Source organism: Amycolatopsis sp. NPDC003731, assembly GCF_053586895.1.
Genome location: NZ_JBSFNC010000052.1, coordinates 25,560 through 51,021, shown reverse-complemented (window position 1 = coordinate 51,021; position 25,462 = coordinate 25,560). Strand labels below are relative to the sequence as shown.

8 protein-coding genes are annotated in these 25,462 nt (G+C 74.7%); all 8 read right to left on the bottom strand.

Going from position 1 to position 25,462, the window contains the following annotated elements; translation table 11 throughout:
* Window positions 1-73: 73 nt before the first annotated feature.
* The 8 genes from ACWDN5_RS22590 to ACWDN5_RS22555 are packed head-to-tail and all read right to left on the bottom strand — an operon-like array spanning window position 74 to window position 25,298.
* Complete coding sequence (locus ACWDN5_RS22590) at window positions 74-820, bottom strand: thioesterase II family protein (protein WP_449677670.1); 747 nt, start codon at window positions 818-820, stop codon at window positions 74-76.
* Complete coding sequence (locus ACWDN5_RS22585; protein ID WP_310969785.1) at window positions 817-1,881, bottom strand: HAD-IIIC family phosphatase; 1,065 nt, start codon at window positions 1,879-1,881, stop codon at window positions 817-819. The genes ACWDN5_RS22590 and ACWDN5_RS22585 overlap by 4 nt, the downstream gene beginning before the upstream one ends.
* Entirely contained in the window at window positions 1,878-3,017 is a 1,140-nt protein-coding gene (locus ACWDN5_RS22580) for an acyl-CoA dehydrogenase family protein (protein WP_310969786.1), read from the bottom strand. The genes ACWDN5_RS22585 and ACWDN5_RS22580 overlap by 4 nt, the downstream gene beginning before the upstream one ends.
* Before the next feature lie 3 nt (window positions 3,018-3,020).
* Window positions 3,021-3,272 (bottom strand): acyl carrier protein, encoded by a 252-nt coding sequence (locus ACWDN5_RS22575; protein WP_003066161.1) that lies wholly within the window; start codon window positions 3,270-3,272, stop codon window positions 3,021-3,023.
* 29 nt (window positions 3,273-3,301) lie between these two features.
* Window positions 3,302-4,144 (bottom strand): 3-hydroxyacyl-CoA dehydrogenase family protein, encoded by an 843-nt coding sequence (locus ACWDN5_RS22570; RefSeq protein WP_191316321.1) that lies wholly within the window; start codon window positions 4,142-4,144, stop codon window positions 3,302-3,304.
* A gap of 34 nt (window positions 4,145-4,178) precedes the next feature.
* Entirely contained in the window at window positions 4,179-13,064 is an 8,886-nt protein-coding gene (locus ACWDN5_RS22565) for an SDR family NAD(P)-dependent oxidoreductase (RefSeq protein WP_449677669.1), read from the bottom strand.
* Between the two features lie 8 nt (window positions 13,065-13,072).
* On the bottom strand, window positions 13,073-17,404 hold the full coding sequence (locus ACWDN5_RS22560) for a type I polyketide synthase (RefSeq protein WP_449677668.1): 4,332 nt from the start codon (window positions 17,402-17,404) through the stop codon (window positions 13,073-13,075).
* Window positions 17,405-17,432: 28 nt separating this feature from the next.
* A complete protein-coding gene (locus ACWDN5_RS22555; RefSeq protein ID WP_449677667.1) occupies window positions 17,433-25,298 on the bottom strand; it encodes a type I polyketide synthase in 7,866 nt (2,621 codons plus the stop codon).
* Window positions 25,299-25,462: the final 164 nt, after the last annotated feature.

Sequence of the window (25,462 nt, the reverse complement as noted above, 5' to 3'; positions counted from 1 at the left end):
GCCGCCAGGGGTATTGGCGGCGGACCCATCACGTTCGGAGACCCTACGTCCAAGTGCACCAATGATGTGGCAGTTAGGCGTAGGGTCGCAGGGCGGCCGCCAAGCGGGCCAAGGTCACCTCTTCCTGCTCCAGCACCGCGAAGTGGCCGCCCTCCAGGACGTGGCCGCGGAACGGGCGGACCGTCTGCTCCCGCCACGCCAGCACCGACTCCACGCTCGCGCGGACGTCGGCCGTGCTCGCCAGGGCCGTCACCGGGACCTCCAGCGGCGGTCCGGACACGTAGCCGTACGTGTTCTTCACCGTCAGGTCCGCGCGGATCGGCGGCAGGATGAGCCGCAGCACGCGCGGGTCGTTCAGGAACACCTCCGGCGTCCCGCCCAGCGTGCGCAGCAGCGACACGATCTCCGCGTCGCCCATGCCCGCCACGATCGGGTCGTCCGGGGTCAGCCACTGCGGAGCCGGGCAGCCCGACACCACCAGGTGCACCGGGAGGGCCGCGCCGCGGCGGGAAATCTCCCGCACCAGCTCGAACCCGACCAGCGCGCCCAGGCTGTGGCCATAGACCGCGTACGGGGAGTCGTCCGAGAGCACGAAGTCCGCCAGATCGGCGACGTACGAGGACATCGACGTGTGCGGTGTGTCCCGCTGGCGCGTCTCACGGCCCGGCGGCTGGACCGGGCACACCGTCACCCCGGGCAGCCGGCCGATCCACGCGCGGAACGCCGACGCCGAGCCGCCCGCGTGCGGCAGGCAGTACAGCCGCACGTTCCCCGCGGTCACGGGGAACGGCAGCCAGCGGCTCGCCACCGCCGTCGTCACGACTCCACCTCGAGCGTCACGTACCCGGGCGGCTCCTGGATCGCGTCCAGATCCGCCGCCAGCACCACGTGCGAGCCCTCCCGCGAGACCTCGCGGAACCCGCTGAACGCGTAGGTGATCTGCATCATCCGGTTGCGGCCGGTCTCGACGAAGTCCGCGCGCAGCCCGGCACCCGCCGCGCGGGCCAGGCCCATCACGTGGCCCAGCAGCACCGTGCCGACGCCGCGCGACATCACGCGGCACGACATCAGCATCATGTTGAGCCGCCAGTCCGGCGATCCCTTCTCCAGCAGCGCCAGGCCGATCTTGCCGTAGGAGCCGAACTTGTCGGTCAGCGACGCGACGAGCAGCACGTGGTCGTCCGACGAGCGCAGCGCGTCCAGCTCGTCGTAGGAGTACGTCCGCCCGGTCGAGTTGAGCTGATTGGTGCGGACGGTCAGCTCCTCCGCCCGCTGCAGGTCCTCCCGCTTGGCCGGCGCGATGGTGAACCGCAGGTCCAGGCTGGCCAGGAAGTCCTCGCCGGTGCCGGCGAAGTCCGCCTCGACGTCGTCGCGGGCGAGCTGGCTGAAGTACATCCCGCGCCGCTGCGCCGACTCGTCGGTGACGAACCGCGGCGCGAACTCCGGCCGCCGCAACACCTCGTCGGCCTCCAGGATGTCCACTGTGGTCACCTGCGGCAGCGCGAAGGCGACCTCGGCGCGCTCGAACTCCTGGTCGTCGACGAACGCGAACGCGTCGAGGCCGAGGTTGAGCTTCTGCGCGATCTGGCCGATCGACACCGACTTCGCGTTCCACGAGATGCGCGGGAACAGGAAGTACTCGTCGAGGCCGAACTCGCGCAGCTTCGCCATCGCGGCTTCGTGGTCGTTCTTGCTGGCGACCGAGTGCAGCACGCCCATCGCGTCGAGGCGCTTGACGTGCTCGACCACCCACGGGCGCAGCCGGACGTCGCCGTCCTCGAGCAGAACCCCGTCCCAGACGGTGTTGTCGAGGTCCCACACCACGCACTTGATCTTGCCCTGCACCGGCTTGGCGGGTGCCGGGGAGAGGAGACTGGTCACGGTACCTGCTTCCGGTAGGCCTCGGCGGCGATGGTCATCCGCTGGATCTCGGTGCTGCCCTCGATGATCTCCATGACCTTCGAGTCCCGGTAGAACCGGGCGACGGGGTAGTCCGTGCTGCAGCCGTTGGCGCCGTGCACCTGCACGGCCTCCGACGCGTGTTTCGCGGCCGCGACCGACGCGAAGTACTTCGCCACCCAGGTGGCCATGATCGTCGCCGAGTCGCCGCGGTCCTTGAGCCGGCCGGCCTCGGCCAGCAGGAGCCGGGCCGCGCGGACGTCGGTGACCATGTCCGACAGCTTCGCCTGGATCAGCGGCAGGTCCTTCAACGGCGTGCCGCCGACCGTCCGCTTGCTCGTGTAGTCCGCGCACGCGTCAGCGCACGCCTGGATGATGCCCACCGACCCGGCCGCGACGCTGTAGCGGCCGAGGTCGAGCGTGCCGGTGAGGACCATGCCGGAGGCGAACCCGCTCGGCCCGAGCAGCGCGTCGGCACCCAGCCGGACGCCGTCGAAGGAAATGGACGCCAGCATCGACGAGCGCGTCCCGAGGATGTCGTCGATCGGGGTGACCGTGACACCGGGCGCGTCGCGCGGCACGAGCAGCGCGATCGTGCTGGCCGGGCCCTTCGCGAAGACGAGGAACAGGTCCGCGCGCCGGCCGTTGGTGGTCCACTTCTTGAGGCCGTCGAGCCGCCAGCCGTCGCCGTCGGGGGTGGCGGTCGTGGTGATCGCGGCCGTGTCGCTGCCCGCGCCGGGCTCGGACAGGCAGAACGCGCCGAGGACGCGCCCGCTCGCCAGCTCCGGCCCCCACCGGTGCTGCTGCGCCTCGGTGCCGAAGCGCAGCAACGCCCAGGAGAGCATGGTGTGCACGGTCAGCAGGCTGCGGACCGACGAGCAGCCGCGGCCGACCTCTTCGTGGATCTCCCCGAGGGTGACCATGTCGAGGCCGCAGCCGCCGAGTTCGGGCGGCAGGAACGGCGCCCACAACCCGGCCTCGGCGATCTTGTCCAGGACGTCCTCGGGGATCCGCCCGGCCTTGTCCCACACGTCGGCGAAGGGGACGACGTGCTCGTCCACGAAGGCCCGCGCGGCCTCGCGGCCGGGCGCGCGGACCGCGGTGAGTACCTCCGGCACGGGTCAGCCCACCGTCGCGGCCGGGCGGAGGCGGCCGACCAGCTCGGTCATCGCCGCCGCGGTGCGGAAGTTGTCGATCCGCAGTTCCTCGTTGGGGATGGTGACGGCGAAGGTCTTCTCCAGGTGCATCACCAGCTCCATGGCGAACAGGGAGTTGATGTAGCCGAGGGAGAAGATGTCCTCGGTCGCGGTGATCTCGGCCTGGGGGAAGCGGCCGGTGATGAAGGCGAGGATGTCGCCGGTGGTCTCGGACATGGCTCTGTTCTCCTTCTGAGTGACGGGATTCAGCTGTAGGTGTAGAAGCCGCGGCCGGACTTGCGGCCGTGCAGGCCGGCGTCGGTCATCTGCTTGAGCAGCGGGCAGGGGCGGTACTTCGAGTCGGCGTAGTGCTCGTAGAGCACCTCGACGCTGTAGAGGATCGTGTCGACGCCGATCAGGTCGGCCGTTTCCAGCGGGCCCATCGGGTGGCCGAAGCAGCCGCGGAACACCTCGTCGACCGACTCGGCGGTGGCGACGCCCTCGTGCACCAGGTAGGCGGCCTCGTTGACGGTGAGCATGAGCACGCGGTTGGACACGAAGCCCGACGCGTCCTTCACGTCGACCCAGCGCTTGCCGATGCTGGTGAGCAGCTCGCGGGTGCGCAGGATGGTCTCCGGCGTGGTGTGGAAGCCGGGGATCAGCTCGACGACCGGCTTCTGCGGCACCGGGTTCATGAAGTGGACGCCGATGACGCGGCCCGGGTTCTTGCCGACCGAGGCGATCCGGGTGATCGGGACCGCCGAGGTGTTGGCGATGATCACCGTGCCCGGGCCGCAGACCTCGTCGAGCTCGGCGTGCACGGCGGCCTTGATGTCCCAGTCCTCGGTGACGTTCTCGACCAGGATTTCGGTCTTGTCCAGCGCGGCCAGGCCGACCGCGGTGGTGATCCGGGCGAGGATCTCGTCCGCGTCGAGCGCGGGTCCGCCCATGAGCCGGCTGAGCCGGCAGTTGCGCGTGATCGCGGCGCGGGCCTCCTCGAGGATCCGCTCGTCCTTGTCGACCAGCACGACCTCGTGGCCGGCGGCGGCGAAGTCCTGGGCGACGCCGATGCCCATGACGCCGGCGCCCACCACTCCCGTGACTGCCATGACTGTTCCCTTTCTGCTGTGCGGAGGTTGTCGTTCAGGCCCGGCGCCGTCGGGCGGCCGCGGCTTTGATGCCGGAGCGGCGCAGCTGTCCCTGCGCCTGGGTGTCGGGTGCGGGTTCGGGGGTCTCCGGGCCGCCGGCGGCGATCTTCGCGAGCGCGGCGACGGTAGGGGCCTCGTGGATGATGTGCGGCGGCAGTTCCGCGTCCGGGAAGGCGGTGCGCAGCCCCGCCAGCAGCGAGATGCCGAGCAGGGACGTGCCGCCGAGCTCGAAGAAGTTGTCGGCCGCGCCGACCCGGTCCAGGCGCAGTGCCTCGCACCACGCCTCGGCCACTGCGCGCTCGGCGTCGCCCTCGGGCTCCTGGAACGGCGTGACGAGCTCCGGCCGCGGGTGGCGGTCGGCCGTCGAGCCGCCGTGGGCGGCCGAGGTGACGGCGTCGACGCTGAACCGCGCCGCCACGGCGGTCACCGCGTCGAGGTCCTGGGTGGACACGACGACGTGCGGTTCGCCCGAGGCCAGTGCCCGCAGCAGCGTGCGCCAGCCCTGTTCGAAGTCGATGCCGAACTTGGCGCGGTGCTCGCGGAAGTAGGTCTGGATGTCCTCCTCGTACCCGGAAAGCCCTTCGTCCCAGGCGTTCCAGGTCCACTCGCCCCACGAGATCGACACCGTGCGGCCGCCGTGCGAGGCGGCGTAGGCGTCGAGCCAGGCGTTGCCGGCGCAGTAGTCGACCTGGCCGGGGCCACCGCCGGTGACCGAGGTGATGGAGGAGAACAGCGCGACGAAGTCGAGGTCCAGGCCGTCGGTGGCCGCGCTGAGGGCCCGGGAGCCGGGCAGCTTCGGGGCGAGGACCTGGTCGGCGTCACCCGGCTGCTTGAACTGCATCAGACCGGTGCCGGGCACGCCCGCGGTGTGCAGGATGCCGTGCAGCGCCCCGAACCGCTCGATGGCCACGGCGACCGCGCGCCGGACGTCGGTCTCTTCGGCGACGTCGCCTTCGACGACCACCACTTCACCGCCGAGCGCCTCGATTTCGCGGACGCGGTCGACGCGGTCGCGGATCGTGCCGGGCATTTCGTCGGTGCCGTCGGCGATCCCGGCCCAGCGTTCGCGCGGCGGCAGGCCGCGGCGGCCGAACAGGACGAGTTTGGCGTGGCTGTCGCGGGCCAGCCGCTCGGCCATGGCCAGCCCGATCCCGCCGAGGCCGCCGGTGATCAGGTAGACGCCGTGCTCGCGCAGGACGTCCGCCGCCTGCTCGATCGGCTGCGGCGCCAGGACCTCGTAGCCGGGCAGCCAGCGCCGCGAGCCGCGCAGCGCGACCGTGCGGCCCGGCGCCGGGCGGTGCAGCTCGGCGACCACGGCGGCGGCACCGGCGGCCGCGTCGACGTCGATCAGCCGCGTCTGCACACCCGGGTACTCCATCGGGATCACCAGGTTCGGCCCGGTGAGCGTGGCCGCGTCGGGGCGGAGCTCGCCGTTGTGCAGGACGCGCTGGGTGCCGGTGGCGGCCAGGTCCAGGGTCCAGCCGCCGAGGCCCAGCTCGCCGGCCGCGCGGGCCAGCGCCACGAGGGTGTGCAGGCCGAGCAGCAGGGAGTCGTCGTCGAGGTTCCACAGGTGGACGACCCGGTCCAGGCAGGTGCCGCCGCGCTTGAGGTCGCGCAGCAGGCTCAGCAGGTCGTCGACGTCGCCGGGGCGGACGGTGGCGTCCGGGCCCGGCCGGTACCCCGCGCCCGGCCGGACCACGGTCACCGGGTCGCCGGTGCGGCGGATCCCGTCGAGGACGTCCTCGGCGAGGCCGGGACGGGCGAACACCAGCCAGGACGCGGGCTGCGGCGCGACGGGCGCGGCCGAGGTCTGGCGCCAGGTGGGCAGGTTGATCCACTGCTCCTCCGGCAGCAGCGGGATCCGGTCGAACTCCTCCAGGGGGCCCTCCGCGGGCGTCTCGACCCGGGCCGTCCCGGTGGCCGGCTTCGCCTCGATCCAGTAGCGCTGGCGCTGGAAGGGGTAGGTCGGCAGCGGCACGCGGCCGGGGGCGGTGCCGCGGTAGACGGGCGTCGCCGTGCCCCGGCCGTGGTAGGCCGACCAGTCGAGGTTCGCGCCGAGCAGCCAGAGCCGGGCCAGGCCGTCGGTGAGCACCTCGTCGGCCGGGCGCGGGTCGTCCGCGGCGGGCAGCGTGGCGGTGATCAGCGGCCAGCGCGTCGCCGGGCTGAGTCCGCGCAGCAGGGCACCGAGGGACGGCCCGGGGCCGATCTCGACGACGGCCACGTGCTCGTCGGCCAGCAGCTCGGTGGCCGCGTCGGCGAACCGCACGGTCTCGCACATGTGCCGCGCCCAGTACCCGGGGTCGGTGACCAGCTCGGCGGTGGCGCGCTCCCCGGTGACGTTGGACAGGTAGGGCAGCTCGGGCGCGTTGAGCGTGACGTTCCCGGCGATCCACGCGGTCAGCTCGGCCGCGGCCGGCGTCAGCATCCGCGAGTGGAACGCGTGGCTGGTGCGCAGCGGCCGGCACGGGACGTCCGCGGCCCGCAGGTCCTGCGCGAGCCGCTCGACCGCCGTGGTCTCCCCCGCCACCACGACCAGCTCCGGGCCGTTCACCGCGGCGATGTCGAGGCTCGTCAGGTCGAACCGCGTCTCGAGCTCGGTGAGCGACAGCGGCACGGCCGCCATCGCCCCGCCGGGCAGGGTGGCGATGAGCTCCGCGCGCTTGGCGACCAGTGCCAGGGCGTCCGGCAGGGACAGCACCCCGGCCAGGCAGGCGGCGACGTACTCGCCGAGGCTGTAGCCGAGCATCGCGGACGGCTTCAGTCCCCAGTCCACCAGCGTCCGGGCCAGGGCGTAGTCCACAGCGAACAGCAGCGGCTGCGCGAGTTCGGTCCGCTGCAGCCGGGCGGCGCGGGGGTCTTCGTCGCCGGTGCGGCCCAGCAGCGCGGCCAGGCTCGGGCCGCCGCCGCGGGTGCCGGTGACGAGGTCGCCGTCGGCGTCGAGGTGGGTCAGGCACTCGTCGAGGTGGGCGCGGAACACCGGCTCGCGGCGGTACAGCTCGCCCACCAGGCCGGGGTACTGCTCGCCGACGCCGGCGAAGAGGAACGCCACCGGCCGGTCCTGGACCGGCTCGACGCGGGTCGCGGGCGTGCCCAGCGCGGTGACCGCACTGTCCACATCGGACGCGACCGCGGCCCGCCGGTGCTCGAACGTCTTGCGGCCCTCCTGGAGCGTGAAGGCCACGTCGGCGAGCCGCGCGTCCGGCGTGCCGGCGAGGTGCTCGCCGAGCCGGCGGGCCGCCGTGTCGGCCGCGTCGGCGGTGCGGGCCGAGACCGGCAGCACCTGGTAGCGGCGCTCGGTGTCCGGGTCACCCGGCGGGAGTGCGGGCCGGTCGGGCGGCTGTTCGACGACGACGTGCACGTTGGTGCCTCCCATGCCCAGCGAGTTGAGCCCGGCGATCCGGGGACGGCCGCCGCCGGTGTTCCACGGCGCGAGCTCGGCCGCCACCCGGAACGGGCTGTGCGCGAAGTCGATCTCCGGGTTCGGCGCGGTGTAGTGCAGCGTCGGCGGGATCAGGCCCTCGCGGACGACCAGCGACGCCTTGATCAGCCCGGCCGTGCCCGCGGCGCGGTCGAGGTGCCCGACGTTCGGCTTCACCGAGCCGAGGGCGCAGTACTGCTTCTCGGCGGTGTCCCCGAACGCCCGGGTCAGCGCGGCGACCTCGATCGGGTCGCCCAGCTCGGTCGCGGTCCCGTGCGCCTCGACGTACCCGACGTCCTCGGCGGCGACCCGTGCGTCGGCCATGGCGTCGGCGATCACCCGCGACTGCCCGCTCACGCTGGGAGCGGTGTAGCCGACCTTGAGGGCGCCGTCGTTGTTCATCGCCGAGCCGCGGATCACCGACCAGATGTGGTCGCCGTCGCGCAGGGCCGCGCCGAGCTTCTTGAGGACGACGACGGTGGCGCCGTCGCCGAACATGCTCCCGTGCGCCTGGGCGTCGAAGGTGCGGACGTGCCCGTCCGGCGACTCCTGGCCGCCGGGGGAGTGCAGGTGCCCGATCCGGTCCGGCACGCGGACCGAGACGCCGCCCGCGAGGGCCATCTCGCAGTCGCCGGCCCGCAGGCTGCGCATCGCGGTGTGCACCGCGACCAGCGACGTCGAGCAGAACGTCTGGACCGCCATGCTCGGGCCGCGCAGGTCGAACAGGTAGGACACGGTGGTGGTGAGCGCGTCCTTGTCGTTGCCCATCACCAGCTCGTAGATGCTGGCGTCGGCGTCGGAGGTGAACTGGCCGGCGATGCCGAGCAGGTACGTCGAGAGGTTGCAGCCGCCGAAGACGCCGACCCGGCCGCGTTCGCCGGGCCGCGCGTACCCGGCCCCCTCCAGGGCTTCCCAGCAGACCTCGAGGAAGAGGCGCTGCTGGGGGTCGGTGAGGGCGGCCATGCGCGGGCTGAGGCCGAAGAAGGCGGCGTCGAACCCGGTGACGTCGTCGAGCACCGGCCGCGCCGGCACGTAGGCCGGGTCGCGGACCTGCGCCGGGTCGACCCCGGCGGCGATGAGCTCGTCGGGGGTGAAGAAGGTGATCGACTCGACGCCGTCGCAGAGGTTGCGCCAGAACTCGTCGATCGTGCCCGCGCCGGGGAACCGGCCGGCCATGCCGACGATGGCGATGTGCCGGTCGAGCTCGTCGTCGTCGGGATCGGCCTCCCGGACCGGCGAGGCGGTGACCGGTGCCGGTGCCTGGTCGTCGAGGGTGGCGGCGAGGGCCTGGACGGTGGGCAGTTCGAAGAGCGTGACGGTGGGGATGGCGACGCCGAAGCGGTCCTTGACCAGGGCGAGCATCTGCAGGGCGAGCAGGGAGTTGCCGTTGAGGTCGAAGAAGTTGTCCCGGGTGCCGACCGGCTCGACGCCCAGCACGGCCGACCAGACTTCGGCGAGCCCGCGTTCGGTGGCGGTCATCGGCGGGGTGTAGGGCTGGGGCAGGTCGGGCCGCGGGAACCGGTCGGCGGTGGTGGCCCGGGCCGGCTTCACCGCGCCGGGGAGCCGCTCGTCGAGCCCGCCGGCGGCGACGATCACGGCCGGCCCGGCGTGCGCGGTGAGCCGGTCGAACGCGGTCAGCGCCTGGGCGCGGGTCATGGCGTGCTTGGCCATGGACGCGCCGAGCCGGGCGTCGAGCCGTTCCAGGGTGCCGGGCCAGGTGTCCCAGGCGGCGGCGACCCAGCCGGGCCGGCCGTGGGCCTCGGCGAGGAGCGCGGCGTTGGCGGCGGCGTAGCTGCCGAAGGTGACCCCGCCGAGCAGGGCCGAGGTGGAGGAGAAGAGGAGTGTCCACTCGGGACGGTCTGCCTCCGGCAGCGCGTCGAGGGCCGCGGCGAGCACCCGGGCCCCGCCGACCTTGGCGGCGAAGTGCCGGGCGATCACCGGTTCGTCCAGTTCGGACAGAGGACGGAACCCGGCGGGATCGGAGTCCGCGGCGGCGTGGACGATGCCGTCGAACTTCTCGGTGAGCAGAGCCGTGAGCGCGGCCGGGTCGCTGACGTCCACGCGAGGGGTGTGCACCTCGGCACCGAGGGCCCGCAGCCGGGCCACCGCGGCGTCGGTACCCCCGCTGCGGCTGGCGAGGACCAGCCGGCGCGCGCCACGGGTGGCGAGGTGCTCGGCGACGGTGAGCCCGACCCCGCCGAGGCCGCCGGTGATGAGGTAGCTGCCGCCGTCCCGGACGGCGGGTGCCGCGGCGGGTTCGGCGGGCCGGTAGCCGGGAACGAGCCGCTGGTCGCCCCGGTAGGCGACCAGGGGTGCGCCGGGCGCCCGCAGTTCGGCGGCGAGCACGGCGGCGGCTTCGGCGGCGGTGTGGGCCGCGTCGAGGTCGACGGTCCCGGCGTCGAGGTTGAGGTGTTCCTGGTTGGCGACGACCGGGAGGACGGCCACGGCCGCCTGGGCGGGCCGCACCCGGCCGGATCCCGTCGCCTGGCCCGCGCGGGTGGCGACGAGGACCCGGACCGCGCGTGACCCGTCACCCGCCGCCGCCGCGAGGGTGCGGGACACCGCGTGCACCGCGGCCACGTCGTCGTCGAGGTCCAGCACCGACAGGTCGACGATCGTGTCCGCCTCGGCGGGCTCGACGACGGTCCCGAGCAGCGCGCTCAGCGCCGCGGCCACCCCGCCGGTGTCCGGCCGGATCGCCACCCGGCCGGTGGTCCCGGCGTCGGCGGCGGGCTGCGGCCGCCACGACGGCGTCAGCAGCTGCACGTGCTCGTCCGGCTCCGCGGTGAGCTGCGGCACCGTGGGCGTGACCGTCCCCGGCGCGTCGATCCAGTACCGCGACCGCTGGAACGGGTACCCCGGCAACCCGACCCGCCGGGCCTCGCGGCCGCCGCGGACACCCGTCCAGTCGAGGTCCACCCCGGCCAGCCACAGCCGGCCGGCCGCTTCGGCCAGCGCGACCGAAGCCGACGCCGGGTCGTCCGCGCCCGGCAGCGTCGGGATCACCGACGCCCAGCGCGACGGGTCGCACGCCCGGTGCCCGCGCACCATCGCGCCCAGCGAGCGGCCCGGGCCGAGCTCCAGGAGCACCGTGTCCTCGTCGGCCAGCAGCGTCGCCAGTGCGTCGTCGAACCGGACCGGCGCGCACATGTGCTCGGCCCAGTACCCCGGTTCGGGTGCCTCGGTGACCAGCTCGCCGGTCACGTTGGAGATGTACGGGATCGTGGGCGCGGACAGCGTCACGTGGGCCGCGACCCACGCGGTCAGCTCGTCGCGCAACGAGGCGAGCTGCCGGGAGTGGAAGGCGTGCGTGGTGGCCAGGGGCCGGCACGGCACCTCACCCAGCGACTCCCGCAAGGCGGCGATGGCCTCGGACGTCCCGGACACGACGGTCAGCTGCGGCCCGTTCACCGCCGCGATGTCGAGGTCCAGGCCGGCGATCCGGGCCCGCACGTCGTCGGCCGGCAGCGGCACGGCGGCCATCGCCCCGCCGGGCAGCGCGGCGATCAGCTGCGCGCGGTGCGCCACCAGCGCGAGGGCGTCCTCCAGCGAGAGCACCCCCGCCAGGCTCGCGGCCACGTACTCCCCGAGGCTGTACCCGACCAGGACGCTCGGTGAGACGCCCCACGAGCGCACCAGCTGCGCCAGCGCGTACTCGACGGCGAACAGCGCCGGGTGCAACACCTCCGTGCGGTCGCCCGCCCGCGACCCGCCCTCGGTGCGGCCGAGCAACGCGGCCAGCCCGCCGGAGCCTTCGCGTGAGCCGAGCATCTCGTCCAGCACGGGCGAATCCAGCAGCGCGCGGCAGCGGTCCAGCTCGGCCCGGAACACCGGCGCCGTCGCGTACAGCTCCGCGGCCAGGCCCGGGTACTGCTCGCCGGTGCCCGCGATGAGGAACCCGACGCGGCGGCCGGTCCCGGCGTCGCTCGAGGCCGACACGGCTCCTTCGCGGAGCGCCTGCGCCGCTTCGGACGGCGAACCGGCCACCAGCATCCGCCGGTGCCCGAACGTCGTGCGTCCACTTTGGAGGGTGTGGGCGACGTCGGCGAGCGCGTCGCCGGACGTCGCCAGGTGGGCGGCGAGGTTGGCGGTGGCCGCGTCCGCGGCGGCGGCCGAGCGGGCCGACCACACGAGCAGCTCCGGGCCGGTCGCCGTGGTCGGAGCAGGCAGCGGCGCTTCCTCCAGCACGACGTGGGCGTTCGTGCCGCCGATGCCGAACGCGCTGACGCCGGCCCGGCGCGGGGTGTCCGTGCGCGGCCACGGCGTGCGCCCGGTGACCACGGTCAGCTCGGCGTCACCCGCGGTGAGCTGCGGGTTCGGCGTGCCGAGGTTGCGCGTCGGCGGGATCTCCTCGTGGTGCAGGGACAGGGCCGCCTTGATCAGGTTGGTCACGCCGGCGGCGCGGTCGAGGTGCCCGACGTTCGTCTTCACCGAGCCGATCCGCAGCGACTGGCCCGCGAAGACCTGCTGCAGCGCGGCGATCTCGGCCGCGTCCCCCAGGGCGGTGCCGGTCCCGTGGGCCTCGACGTACCCGATGTCGGACGGCTCCAGCCCGGCCGCGGCCAGCGCCTCGGCGATCACCGTGGCCTGGCCTTCGACACCGGGGGCGGTGAAGCCGACCTTGCGGCCGGCGTCGTTGTTGACCGCCCAGCCGCGCAGCACCGCGTACACCCGGTCGCCGTCGGCGAGCGCGTCCTCGAGACGGCGCAGCGCGACCACGCCGACGCCGCCGCCGAGCGGGGCGCCCAGGCCCGCGGCGTCGAACGCGCGGCACTCGCCGTCCGGCGGTGCGATGCCGCCCTGCTGGTAGAGGTAGCCGACGCGGTGCGGCACCCCGATCGACACGCCGCCCGCGAGGGCGACGTCGCATTCGAAGTTCGCCAGGCTGCTCGCCGCGACGCACACCGCGACCAGCGACGTCGAGCAGGCGCTCTGGATGCTGAACGCGGGTCCCGACAGGCCGAGCGTGTGCGAAACCCGGGTGGCCAGCGTGTCCTTGTCGTTGCCGAGGGCGATGGCGATCTCGCCCATCTCGCCGGCCGCGTTCGCCGGGGTGAGGTTGTGGGTCAGGTAGGTGCTCCACGCGCAGCCGGCGAACACGCCGATCGCGCCGTCGAAGCGCGCCGGGTCGCAGGCCGCGTCCTCCAGGGCGTGCTGGCTGTGCTCCAGGAAGAGCCGGTGCTGCGGGTCGAGGATCTGGGCTTCCTTCGGGTTGATCCCGAAGAAGCCCGCGTCGAAGTCCTCGACCCCGCGCACGACCGCGCCCGCCTTGACGTAGGCCGGGTCGCCGAGCCGGTCGGCGGGGACGCCCGCGGCCAGGAGCTCTTCGTCGGTGAAGCGGGTGATGCCGGAGCGGCCGGCGCGGATGGTCTCCCAGAGCGCGCCGACGTCGTCGGCGCCCGGGAAGCGGCCGGCCATGCCGACGACGGCGATGTCCGCGGGCGAGATGCTGGTGTCGGTCACGGTGTCCCTCATTTCCGGGTGCCGGCCAGGCGGCGGCGCCGGCCCCGCGCGGATCCGGTGGTCGCCGCCCGCGGGGCGGGCGAGTCGGTGTCGGTCAGTGCGGCGGCGAACGCGGCCACGGTGGGGTGGCCGAAGAGGACGGCGGGGGCGATCGGCAAGCCGAGGCGCTTCTCCAGCGCCGCCACCATGGCCATGCCGACCAGTGAGTTGCCGCCGAGGTCGAAGAACGGGTCGTGCACGCCCACCGCGTCGATGCCCAGGAACTCGCCCCAGACGCCGGCGATGTCGGTCTCGAGCTCGCCGCGCGGGGCGGCGTACTCGGTCCGCAGCGGTGGCCGCGGATAGCGTGTTTTCGGCGTCGGCGCGGCGTCCAGGAGCCCGCCGAGGTCGTTGAGCTCGGCCAGCTCGCGGCGAGCCGACGGCAGGTCCTGGCGCAGCGCGACGACCGTGCCGCGGAAACCGTGGCCGGCGAGCTGGTCGAGCACCGCGCAGCCGGCTTCGGCGCTGAAGCCGTAGCGGCGGCGGTAGGCGAGGCGGGCTTCCCCGGTGGCCTCGTCGGCCCAGGAGTCGTGCTGCCAGTGCCCCCAGGCGACGGTCACCACCTGGGTGTCCTCAGTGGACAGTGCGGCGCCGTGGGCGTCGAGGACGCTGTTGGCCGCGCAGTAGTCGGCTTCGCCGATCCCGCCGACGACCGTGACGATCGAGGAGAACAGGACCAGGCGCCGGGGCCGGGCGGCCAGGAGCGGGCGGACCGCGTGGACCTTCGGGGCGAGCGTGCGGTGCAGGTCCTCGGCGGTGCGGCGCTGCGTGAGCCCGCCGCCCGGCAGGCCGGCGGCGTGCACGATCGAGTCGAGCTCGCCGAACCGCAGCTTGGCCTCCACCAGGGCTTCGGCCAGCTGTTCCGGGACGCCGGTGTCGGCCTTGAGCACCAGCACCTCGGCGGGCTCCAGCGCCGCGAGGTCGGCGGCGTCGGCGTCGCCGGTGCGGCTGATCAGGGCGAGCCGGCGGGCGCCGTGGCCGACGAGGTGCTTCGCCACGATCATGCCGAGCCCGCGGGTGCCGCCGGTGACCACGTGCGTGCCGCCCCAGTCCGGCGTGCCGTCGCCGAGCGTGATCTCGGTGTACTCCTGCAGACGGCGGCGGCCGCCCCGCCAGCCGGCGAGCACCGGTTCCCCGGCGGCATCGTCGGTCCAGGGGCGGGCCAGCTCGTCGAGGAGGCACTCGGCCGGGGTGCCGGGTTCGACATCGACCCCGCGCCACCGCAGGCCCGGGTACTCGGCCCGGACGCCACGGCCGAGCCCGTGCACCGCGGCGGCGTCCGGGCCGGTCAGGTCGCCGCCGGTGATCTCGGCCGCGCCGGTGGTGACGGTGAGCAGCCGGACGTCGTGGCCGTCGAGGGCCTGGACGGTCCGGAGGAGGTCGTCGAACCCGCCGTCGTGGACGACGTGCAGGGGCTGGGGGAGTGCTTGCGGGTCGGTGCCGACGGTCATCCCCGCTTCCGCGGCCAGCGTGGCGAGTGCGCGGTTCGTGGTGATCAGCGAGCCCTGCGGCGTGACCGTGGGACGGGTGGGGTCGAGACGCCACACCGGGGTGTAGAGCCGGCCGGCTTCGGAGGCGGGTCCGGCTTGGGTGCGGGTCGCCTGGGGCCAGAACTTCGTGCGCTGGAAGGGATAGCCGGGCAGGCTGACGGTACGGCCGCCGTGGTGCCGGGTCGTGATGCCGACGCCGAGCTCCCACAGCCGGGCGAGCGTCTCCAGCAGCGCGATGCCTTCGGCGGGGCGGTCCTCGACGGGCCAGGGCGCGGGCAGGGTGCCGAGCACGGCGGGGCGGGCGGCGCCGGTCTGGTTCTGGCGGACCAGGCCGCCGAGCGTCTGGCCCGGGCCGAGCTCGACGTAGGCGTCGACGTCCTGCCCGGCACAGTGCCGGACGCCGTCGGCGAACCGCACCGGGCGGCAGAGGTGACCGGCCCAGTACCGCGGGTCGACGGCTTCGGCGTCGGTGAGGACGGTGCCGGTCGCGTTCGAGACGATCGGGATCCGCGGAGCCTGCCGGGGCACGGACGCGACCAGTTCGGCGAGCTCGTCGCGGGCGGGCTCCAGCAGGCTGGAGTGGAACGGGTGGGCCGAGCGCAGCGTGCGGGCGGCGAGCCCGGCGGCTTTCAGGTGCGCGGCAGCGGCTTCGACGTCTTCGGGCGATCCACTGAGGACGGTCATCTGCGGGCCGTTCAACGCGGCGACGTCGACCCGCATGGGGGAGAGCGCGTCGGCGATCTGACTCGCCGAAGCGGCCACGGCGAGCATCCGCCCGGCCGGAGCGCGCCCGATCAGCCGCGCCCGCCCGGTGACGACGTGCAGGGCGTCGGCGAGGGTGAAGACCCCGGCGAGACAGGCGGCGACGTACTCGCCGAGGCTGTAACCGACGAGCAGGTCCGGCCGGACACCGCGATCGGCGAGCAGCTGGGCGAGCGCGTACTCGACGGTGAAGAGGAGCGGGTGCGCGACCTCGGCGCGGTCGAGGAGGTCATCGCCCTGGCCGGCGCCGAAGAACGACGTCTCGACGGCGCGCGGTTCGGCGAAGAAGGCGCCCTTCAGGTCGACCCCGCACCGGTCGGCGGCGATGGCGCAGCACGCGTCGACGGCGGCGGCGAAGACGGGCTCGTCCCGGTGGAGCTGGGTGGCCAGGCCGCGGTACTGGTCCCCGACGCCGGGGAGGAGGAAGGCGATCTTCGGGGCGCCGGGCTTGCGGTGGACGCCGGGGGCCTGGGCGGCGGCGGTGAGCTGCCGGACGGCGTCGCCGAGGCTGGTGGCCACGACGGCCCGCCGGTGGTCGAGGTGGGCCCGGCCTTCGCGCAGGGTGTGCGCAAGGTCGGCCAGGGACACACCCGTGCTCCCGCCGAGCCGCGTGAGCTGCGCGCTCAGCGCGGCGGCCGAGGCGGCCGAAACCGGGAGCAGCTCGGCAACCTCCTCGACCGCGGCCCGGTCCGTGGCCGGCGCGGCCTCCAGGACCAGGTGGGCGTTCGTGCCCGACCAGCCGAACGAACTCACCCCCGCCACCGCCGGGCGGCCGCGGTCCGGCAGCGGTACCAGCCCCGTGGACGGCGTCACCGCCGAGTTAGCCAGCACCTGCTCGGCCGGGTCGTCCATGTGCAGGTTCGGCGGCACCTCACCGTTTTCCAGCACCAGCACCGTCTTGATCAGCCCCGCGATGCCCGCCGCGGTGTGGGTGTGGCCGATGTTGGTCTTCACCGCCCCGACCGTGAGCGGGCGGTCGGCCGGCCGCCCGCCGAACACGTCGCCGAGCGCACCCAGCTCGATCTCGTCGCCCAGCGGCGTGCCCGAGCCGTGTGCCTCCAGGAAGTCGACGTCCCCCGGCTCGGCCGCGGCGTCGGACAGGGCCCGGCGGATCACGTCGACCTGGGCACCGCGGTTGGGGGCGGTCAGGCCGTTGCTGCGGCCGTCCTGGTTCACCGCCGACCCGCGGATCACCGCGCGGATGCGGTGGCCGTCGCGCAGCGCGTCCGACAGGCGGGCCAGCACCACCATGCCGCCGCCCTCGCCCATCATGTAGCCGTCCGCGCTCGTGTCGAACGTGTGGCAGCGGTCGGTCGGCGACAGCAGCGCGTTGCGGCTGCTGTAGACGTACAGGAACGGGTGCAGCGCCAGGAATCCGCCGCCGGCCAGGGCGTAATCGCACTCGCCCGCCCGCAGCGCGCGGGCCGCGAGGTGCACCGCCACCAGCGTCGACGAGCACGCCGTGTCCAGCGAGAACGCCGGCCCGCGCAGGTCGAAGTGGTACGCCAGCCGCCCGGCGACGACGCTGGCCAGGCTGCCCTGGCCCATGTACGGGTCGGCGTACACGCCCGTGCCTTCGCGCTCCGCCTCGACCTGGCCGTACTGGAACGCGTCGGAAAACCCGAGCAACACGCCGGTGCGGCTGCCCCGCAACCGCGGCGCCGGGGTGCCCGCGTCGTCCATCGCCTCCCACGCCAGCTCCATCAGCAGCCGCTGCTGGGGGTCCATCCGCAGCGCTTCCTGCGGGGCGTAGCCGAAGAACCCGGCGTCCCAGCCGTCCACTTCGGACAGGAAGGCGCCGCGGCGCCGGACGCCGGGCACGTGGTCGAACCGGCCGTCCGGGACGTCGCCGACTTCGGCGGCCCGGCCTTCGCGCAGCAGCTTCCAGTACGAGTCGACGTCGGGAGCGCCGGGGAACCGGCAGGACATGCCGATCACGGCGATGGGCTCGCTCTCGCGGGCCTCGTACTCGGCCAGCCGGCGGCGCGCGCCCGCGAGCTCGACCGTCGCCCGCTTCAGGTAGTCGCGAAGCTTGTCTTCGCCGGTCATAACCGAACCCCTATCCGTTCGCAAAAGGTCAGCGCTTGTCGATGAAGGCGAAGAGCTCGTCGTCCGTGGCGAGGTCGAGCGCGGGCTCGCAGCCGAGTTCGGCCAGGGCCGCCCGCAGCACCTCCGCCAGCCGGACGCGCTCCTCGGCGTCCGCACCCGGCAGGACTTCGCCGAGGGCCTCGCGCAGCCGCTGCGCGGGGTCCGGCGGGGGCGGGAGCAGCTCACCGAGCAGGTGCGCGGCCAGCAGCTCGACGGTCGGGTGGTTGAACAGCAGCGACGCGGGCAGCCGCAGCCCGGTCCCGGCGCCGATGCGGTTGCGCAGCTCCACCGACGTCAGCGAGTCGATCCCCAGTTCGCTGAACGGCTTCGCCGCCTCGACCGACGCCGGCGAGCGGTGCCCGAGCGCCGTGGCGACCTCCGTGCGGACGAAGCCGGTCACCGTCGCGGCCGCGGTTTCGCGGTCCAGCCCGGCGAGCTGCCCGGCCAGTCCGGCCGCCACCGGAGCGGCCGCGACCGCGCGGCGCACCGGCACGAGACTCCGCAGGACGGCGGGAACCTCGTCGGCCGCCCGCAGCGCCGCGGTGTCCCAAGCGGACGCCACGACCGTGCCCGACAGCCCGAGTGCGGCGTCGAAGGCGGCGAGCCCCTGCGCCTCGGTGATCGGCCGGACGCCGGTCAGGCGCGAGCGGTCCGTCGAGGTCATCGCGGCGGTCATGCCGGTCGCCGTGTCCCACAGGCCCCACGCGATCGACACGCCCGGCAGCCCGCGCGCCGCCCGGTACTCCGCCAGCGCGTCGAGCGAGGCGTTCGCGGCGGCGTAGTTCGCCTGCCCGCGGTTGCCGAGCACCCCGGCGACCGAGGAGAACAGCACGAACGCGGCGAGCGGCTGGTCTTCGGTGAGCTCGTGCAGCAGCCAGGCGGCGTCGCGCTTGGGCCGCAGGACGGTGTCCAGGTGCGCTCGCGTGAGCCCGGTGACGGTCGAGTCGTCGAGGACGCCGGCCGCGTGCACCACCCCGGTGAGCGTCTCGCCGGCCAGGAGCGTGGACAGAGCGGCCCGGTCGGCGACGTCGGCGGCCACCACCCGGACGCGGGCGTCCAGCCCGGCCAGCCGCGCCGGGACGTCGCCGCCGCGGCGAGAGACCAGCAGCAGGTCCCGGACGCCGTGCGTGGTCACCAGCCGCTCGGCGACCAGGGCACCGAGCCCGCCCGTGCCGCCGGTCACCAGGACCGTGCCACCGCAGAAGTCCACAGTGGACGGCTCGGCCGGGTGCCGCGCCAGGCGAGGCACGAGGACCGCGCCGTCGCGCACGGCGAACTGCGGCTCGTCGGCGTCGAGCGCCGCGGCCAGCGGGGCGCCGGGGCGGGCACCGGCGAGGGCGAAGCGGCCGGGGTGTTCGGCGATCGCCGAACGCACCAGCCCCCACACCGGCGCGCCGTCGGGCGAGCCCGGGTCCTGCAGGAACACCAGTTTCGCGCCGTCGCAGCGCTCGTCGAGCAGCCAGCGCTGCACGAGGTCCAGCACGGCGGGCAGTTCGTGTGCGGTGGTGAGCACGACCGGCGGGACGACCTCCGGCAGCTCCGTGCCGATCACGGTCCACTCCCGGTCGGTGCCGTCGCCCACCGGGGCGGGCGTCCATTCCACGCGGTAGAGCTCCGCGGCCGCCTTCGTCTCGGCGGCAGGCCGCAGCAGCAGCGACTCGACGCCGCCGAGCGGGGTGCCGGCGGTGTCGTAGAGGGCGATTTCGACGCCGGTGGCGGCCGAACCGGACAGCCGGGCCCGCACCGCACCCGGCAGGGGCGAGGTGACCCGCAGGCCGCCGAAGGAGAACGGGAGCAGCAGCTCGGTGCCGTCGAGGACCAGGGCGTGCAGCACCGCGTCGAGCACCGCGGGGTGGGCGGTGAACTCGCCTTCGGCGGGCAGTTCCACCTCGACGTACCGGTCGTCGCCGTCGCGCCACAGCGCGGTGAGGCCCTGGAACGCCGGCCCGTACTCGTAGCCGCGTTCGGCCAGCCGCGCGTAGGCGCCGTCGAGGTCGACCGGCACCGCTCCGACGGGCGGCCAGACCGGCAGCGGAGTGCCGGGTGCCTGCTCCGGGCTCACCCTGCCCGTCGCGTGCCGGGTCCACGGTCCGTCGCCGAGTCGCGTGTGGACGGTCAGCGGCCGCCGGCCGTGGTCGTCCGCGCGGCCGAGGCCGACCTGGACCTCGACCGCGCCGGAGGCGGGCAGCACCAGCGGCGCTTCGAGCGTCAGGTCCTCGACGCTCCCGCCGTCCGCCGCTTCCAGGGCCAGTTCGGCGAACCCGGTGCCGGGGAACAGGACCGTGCCGCGGACGGCGTGCCCGGCCAGCCACGGCAGCGAGGTCAGCGAAAGCCGTCCGGTGGCCACGGAACCGTCACCGTCGGCTACCGGGGTGGGGGCGCCGAGCAGGCCGCCGGAGTGGCCGGTGAGCCAGTAGCGCTGCCGGTCGAACGCCGAGGTCGGGACGTCCGGGTGGCGGGTGACCGGGCCGAGCAGCCGCGGCCAGTCCACGGCCGCGCCCCGGACGTGCGCCGCGGCGAGGGCGAGCAGGAACCGGCGGCGCCCGCCTTCCCCGCGGCGCAGGGTGCCGACGGCGGTGCCGTCGATGCCGGCGTCGCTCAGGATCTCCTGCACCGCCCCGGCGAGGATGGGGTGCGGGCTGACCTCGACGAACAGCGGCCGCCGGTAGCCGGCGAAGGCGCGGACGGCCGCGTCGAACCGCACCGGCTCGGCCAGGTTGCGGTACCAGTAGCCCGGGGTGAGTTCCGAGCCCGGCAGGAAGCCGCCGGTGCAGGAGGAGCAGATCGTGGTCGCGGTGTCGGCCGGCGCCAGCGCGCCGATTTCGGCGATCAGGGCGTCGCGGACGGCCTCGACGTGCGGGGTGTGCGCCGCGTACGCCACCGGCGTGCGCCGGATCTGGACGTCGGCGCAGGCGGCGGCGAACTCCTCGATCGCGGCCAGCTCGCCGCCGACGACGGTGCCGGCCGGGCCGTTGTCGACGGCCGGCCACAGCCGCCCGGCCCACGGCTCCAGCCGTTCCCGCACCTGCGCCACGGGCAGGCCGACGGCGAGGATGCCGCCGGTGCCGTCGAGTTCGGCGGTGAGGAGCCGGCTCCGGACGGCGATGATCCGGGCGGCGTCGGCCAGCGGCAGGGCTCCGGCGACGACGGCCGCGGCCAGCTCGCCTTGGGAGTGGCCGACCACCGCGGCCGGAGCGACCCCGGCGGCCTGCCACAGTCCGGCGAGGGCGACCATGACGGCGAACAGCACCGGCTGCACGACCTCGGTCCCCTCCAGGTCCGGCGCGCCGTCGGCGCCGGTGAGCACGTCGAGCACGGACCAGCCGGTGTGCGGGCACAGGGCCTCGGCGGCGTCGGTGAGCAGCCGGGCGAAGTCCGGGTCGGCGGCGAGCAGTTCGGCGGCCATGCCGGGCCATTGGGCGCCCTGGCCGGGGAAGACGAACACCGGCTGGACGTCGCCGGCCGCGGTGCCGGTGACGAGCGCGGGGTGCGGGGCACCTTCGGCCAGGGCACCGAGGGCGGCGACGAGTTCGGCCCGGTCCCCGGCGACGACGACCGCGCGGCAGGAGCCGGGACGCCGGCGGGCGAGGACCGCGGCAGTGGCGGTGAGGTCCTCGTCGGCCGCGGTTCCGGCGTAGGTCCGCAGCCGGGCGGCGTGGGCGCGCAGGGCGGTGCCGGTGTGGGCGTGCAGGGACCAGACGAGCGGCCCGGCGGGCGCCGGCGCGGACTCTTCGGCGGGCACCGATTCCAGCACGACGTGCGCGTTGGTGCCGCTGATCCCGAAGCTCGACACCGCGGCCCGCCGCGGGCGGCCGTGCTCGGGCCACGCCCGGGCCGCCGACAGCACCTCGACCCGGCCGCTCGCCCAGTCCACGTGCGGGCTCGGCACCTCGGCGTGCAGGGTGCGTGGGATCGTCTCGTGCCGCAGGGCTTCGACCATCTTGATCACCCCGGCCACCCCGGCCGCGGCCTGGGTGTGGCCGATGTTCGACTTCAGCGACCCGAGCCACAGCGGCGTTTCGCGGTCCTGCCCGTAGGTGGCCAGCAGGGCGTGCGCCTCGATCGGGTCGCCCAGGGCCGTCCCGGTGCCGTGCGCCTCGACCACGTCCACGTCCTTCGTGGACAATCCGGAGGCGTGCAGCGCACGGCGGATGACCTGTTGCTGGGCCTGGCCGTTGGGCGCGGTGAGGCCGTTGCTGGCCCCGTCGGAGCCGGTCGCGCCGCCGCGCAGCAGAGCCAGCACCGGGTGGCCGTGGCGGCGGGCGTCGGACAGCCGCTCCAGCACCAGCATCCCTGCGCCTTCGGCGAACGCCGTGCCGTCGGCGTCGGCGGAGAACGCCTTCGCGCGGCCGTCGGCGGAAAGGCCGTTCTGGCGGGTGAAGTCCACGAGGTTGCCGGGGGCGGCCATCACCGTGACCCCGCCGGCGAGGGCGAGCGAGCAGTCGCCGCGGTGCAGGGCGTCGGCGGCCAGCTGGATCGCGACCAGCGACGACGAGCACGCCGTGTCGACGGTGAGCGCCGGCCCGCGCAGGCCGTAGGTGTAGGCGATCCGGCCGGACGCGACGCTCGGGGAGGTGCCGGTCAGGCGGTGGCCGTCGACGAGCCCGGTCGGCTCGTGCAGCCGCGGGCCGTAGTCCATGGCCATCGCGCCGACGAAGACCCCGGTGTCGGTCCCGGACAGGGACTCCGGCTCGAGCCCGGCGCGCTCGATCGCCTCGTGGCTGATCTCCAGCAGGACGCGCTGCTGCGGGTCCATGGCCAGGGCTTCGCGGGGGCTCAGGCCGAAGAACGCCGGGTCGAACCGGTCGGCGTCGTGGAGGAACCCGCCGAACCGGGTGGCGCACGAGCCGGGGCCGGTGTCGCCGAGGAGCGTGTCGAGGTCCCAGCCGCGGTTCGCGGGCAGTTCGGTGACGGCCTCGCCGCCCGCGGCGACCAGGTCCCACAGCTCGGCCGGCGAGGTGATGCCGCCGGGGAAGCGGCAGCCCATGGCGACGATCGCGATCGGGTCATCCTGTTGCGGTGCAACGACTTCCACAGTATCGGCGGCCGGCCGGGCCCGCAGGTGCGTGATGAGGTGAGCAGGCGTCGGGAAGTCGAACAGCAACGTCGTCGGCAGCTTGAGCCCGGTGGCGGCCTGCAGCCGGGTGCGCAGTTCCACCACGCTCACCGAGTCGAAGCCGAGGTCCTTGAACGTGCTCGCGGGGTCGATGCCGTCGGCGTCGGCGTGGCCCAGGACGGCCGCGGCCGTGGCGAGGACCAGGTCCGCCACCCGCGTGGGATCGACGGCGACCGGCGCGGCGGCCACCTCTTCGCCGAGCCAGTACCGGGTCCGCTGGAACGCATAGGTCGGCAGGTCCACCAGGCGCGTGCCCGGCACCTCCCACCGCACCCCGGCTCCGGCCACGAACGCCTCGGCGAGGCTGCGCCGCAGGCGTTCGCCGCCACCGTCGTCCCGTCGCAGCGTCCCGGCGACGGCCACCGTGCGGTCGTTCGCTTCGGCGGTCTCCTCGATGCTGCCCAGCAGCACCGGGTGCGGGCTGCACTCGACGAACCGCCCGCCCCCGGCGGCCAGCGCTCCGGCGGTCGCCGCGGCGAACCGGACCGGACGCCGGAGGCTTTCGAACCAGTACCCGGCGTCGAGCCCGGCGGTGTCGAACGGTTCGCCGGTGAGGGCCGAAACGAAAGTGACCGAAGTGGACACCGGGCGCACCGGGGCCAGGAGCCACAGGATCTCGTCCCGCAGCGGGTCCACGGCCGCCGAGTGCGACGCGTAGTCGACCGGCAGGATCTTCGCGCGGTACCCGTCCTCGGTGAGGGTGGTGTGCAACGCCGCCAGCGCGTCGGCCGGTCCGGACAGGACCACCGACCGGGTGCCGTTCACCGCGGCCACCGACACGCCGGCGGGCAGCAGTGGCCGGACGACGTCTTCGGGCGCGCCGGCCGACATCATCCCGCCGCCGCGCGGCATCCCGGCGATCACCCGGCTGCGCAAGGCCACCACGCGGGCGCCGTCGGCCAGCGACAGCGCGCCGATCGCGGTGGCCGCGGCGATCTCGCCTTGGGAGTGCCCGACGACGATCGACGGCGTGAGTCCCGCGGCGCGCCAGACCTCCGCCAGTGACACCATCACGGCCCAGAGGGCGGGCTGGACGACGTCGACGCGGTCGAGGTCGGCGGTGCCGGCGCGCAGGTCGTCGAGGAGTTCGTAGCCGAGGAAGGGCGCCAGCGCGGCCGAGCACTCCGCCAGCCGGTGGGCGAACACAGGGGAGTCGCGCAGCAGCGCACCGGCCATCTCTGGCCACTGCGAACCCTGCCCCGGGAACACGAGGACGTCGGCGCCGTCGACGGTCCGCCCGGTCACGACGTTCTCCGACGGCGTACCGGCGGCCAGCGACGCGAGGTCGTCGAACACGACCGCGCGGTGCTCGAAGAGGTCCCGGGTGCGCAGCAGTGACCGGGCGACGTCGCCGTGCGCGAGCCCGGGGCGGTCGGCGAGGTGGCCGGCGAGCGCGCGGGCCTGGGCGGGCAGGGCGGCGGCCGACCGGGCCGACAGCACCAGCGGGACGTCGTCGGCGGCGACGTCCTCGGGCTGGGGAACCGCCGGCGCCTCGGCCAGGACGAGGTGGCAGTTGGTGCCGCCGACGCCGAACGAGCTGACCCCGGCGACGAGCCGGTCCTGCGGCCGCGGCCAGTCCCGGTCCTCGGTCACCACCTCGAGGTTCAGCGTCCCGAACGGGATGGCCGGGTTCGGCGTGGCGAAGTTCAGGCTCGGGCTCAGGCGGCGTTCGGACAGGCACACCAGCACTTTCAGCAGCCCGGCGATGCCCGCGGCGCCTTCGAGGTGGCCGACGACGGTCTTGACCGAGCCGACCTGCAGGGGCTCCGGGCGGTCCCCGGCGAACGCGGCCCCGAGGGCTTCGGCCTCGATCGGGTCGCCGACCGGCGTGCCGGTGCCGTGCAGCTCGACGTACTGGACGTCGGCCGGGGCGACGCCGGCGTCGGCGCAGGCCAGCCGGATCACCTCGGTCTGCGCCTCGGCCCGCGGCACGGTGAGGCCGTCGCCGCCGCCGTCGTTGTTCACGGCGCCGCCCAGCAGGACCGCGTGGACGCGGTCGCCGTCGGCGAGCGCGACGCTCAGCGGCTTCAGGACGACCAGGCCGCCGCCCTCGCCGCGGACGTACCCGTCGGCGCGGCTGTCGAAGGTGTGGCACCGGCCCTGCGGGGACAGCGCCCCGAAGCGGTCCACGACTTCGGTGCCCGCTTTCAGCAGGTTGAGGTTCACCCCGCCGGCGAGCGCGACGGCCGCGCTGCCGCGGCGCAGCTGCTCGGCCGCCAGGTGCACCGCCACCAGCGACGACGACTGGCCCGAGTCGACGGTCAGGCTCGGGCCGCGCAGCCCGAGCACGTAGGAGACGCGGTTCGCGATGAGACTGCGGTGGGTTCCGGTCAGGGTGTGCGGCCCGGCGCCGAGGCGGTCGTGCAGCAGCGCGTAGTCGCCGTTGATCGCGCCGACGACGACGGCGGTGCCGCTGCCGCGCAGCGTGCCGGGCGCGATCCGGGCGTCCTCACAGGCTTCCCACGCCAGCTCCAGCACCAGCCGCTGCTGCGGGTCCATCGCCACGGCCTCGCGCGGGGAGACCCCGAAGAAGGGTGCGTCGAAACCGTCCACATCGGACACGAAGCCGCCGCGTCCCGAGTCGTCGCCGTCGGTCCACCGGCCCGGCGGCACCGCGCCGACGGCCTCGCGGCCCTCGGCCAGCAGCCGGCGCAGCCACGCCGGGGACGGGGCGCCGGGCAGCCGGCAGGCCATGCCGACCACCGCGATCGGCTCACCGGGAGCAGGCAGGGAAGACATAGTTCACCCATCGTCGGAAGGGATACCGGAAATCGGGGAATGCGTGGTGCTGTCCGAATTGCACCGGTTCCCGGGAATTCCCCGGCGGTGCTGGTGGATTCCGATCGTGCGGGCTGCGCACCCCGTTCGTCAAGGGGCGTTCCCGGAGCCCGCGGTGGCAGGCA

Bases quoted from the DNA above. Each gene is read 5' to 3' on its own strand.
- ACWDN5_RS22575 (WP_003066161.1), bottom strand. From the start codon at position 3,272: ATGTCCGAGACCACCGGCGACATCCTCGCCTTCATCACCGGCCGCTTC.
- ACWDN5_RS22570 (WP_191316321.1), bottom strand. From the start codon at position 4,144: ATGGCAGTCACGGGAGTGGTGGGCGCCGGCGTCATGGGCATCGGCGTC.
- ACWDN5_RS22560 (WP_449677668.1), bottom strand. From the start codon at position 17,404: ATGACCGGCGAAGACAAGCTTCGCGACTACCTGAAGCGGGCGACGGTC.
- ACWDN5_RS22555 (WP_449677667.1), bottom strand. From the start codon at position 25,298: ATGTCTTCCCTGCCTGCTCCCGGTGAGCCGATCGCGGTGGTCGGCATG.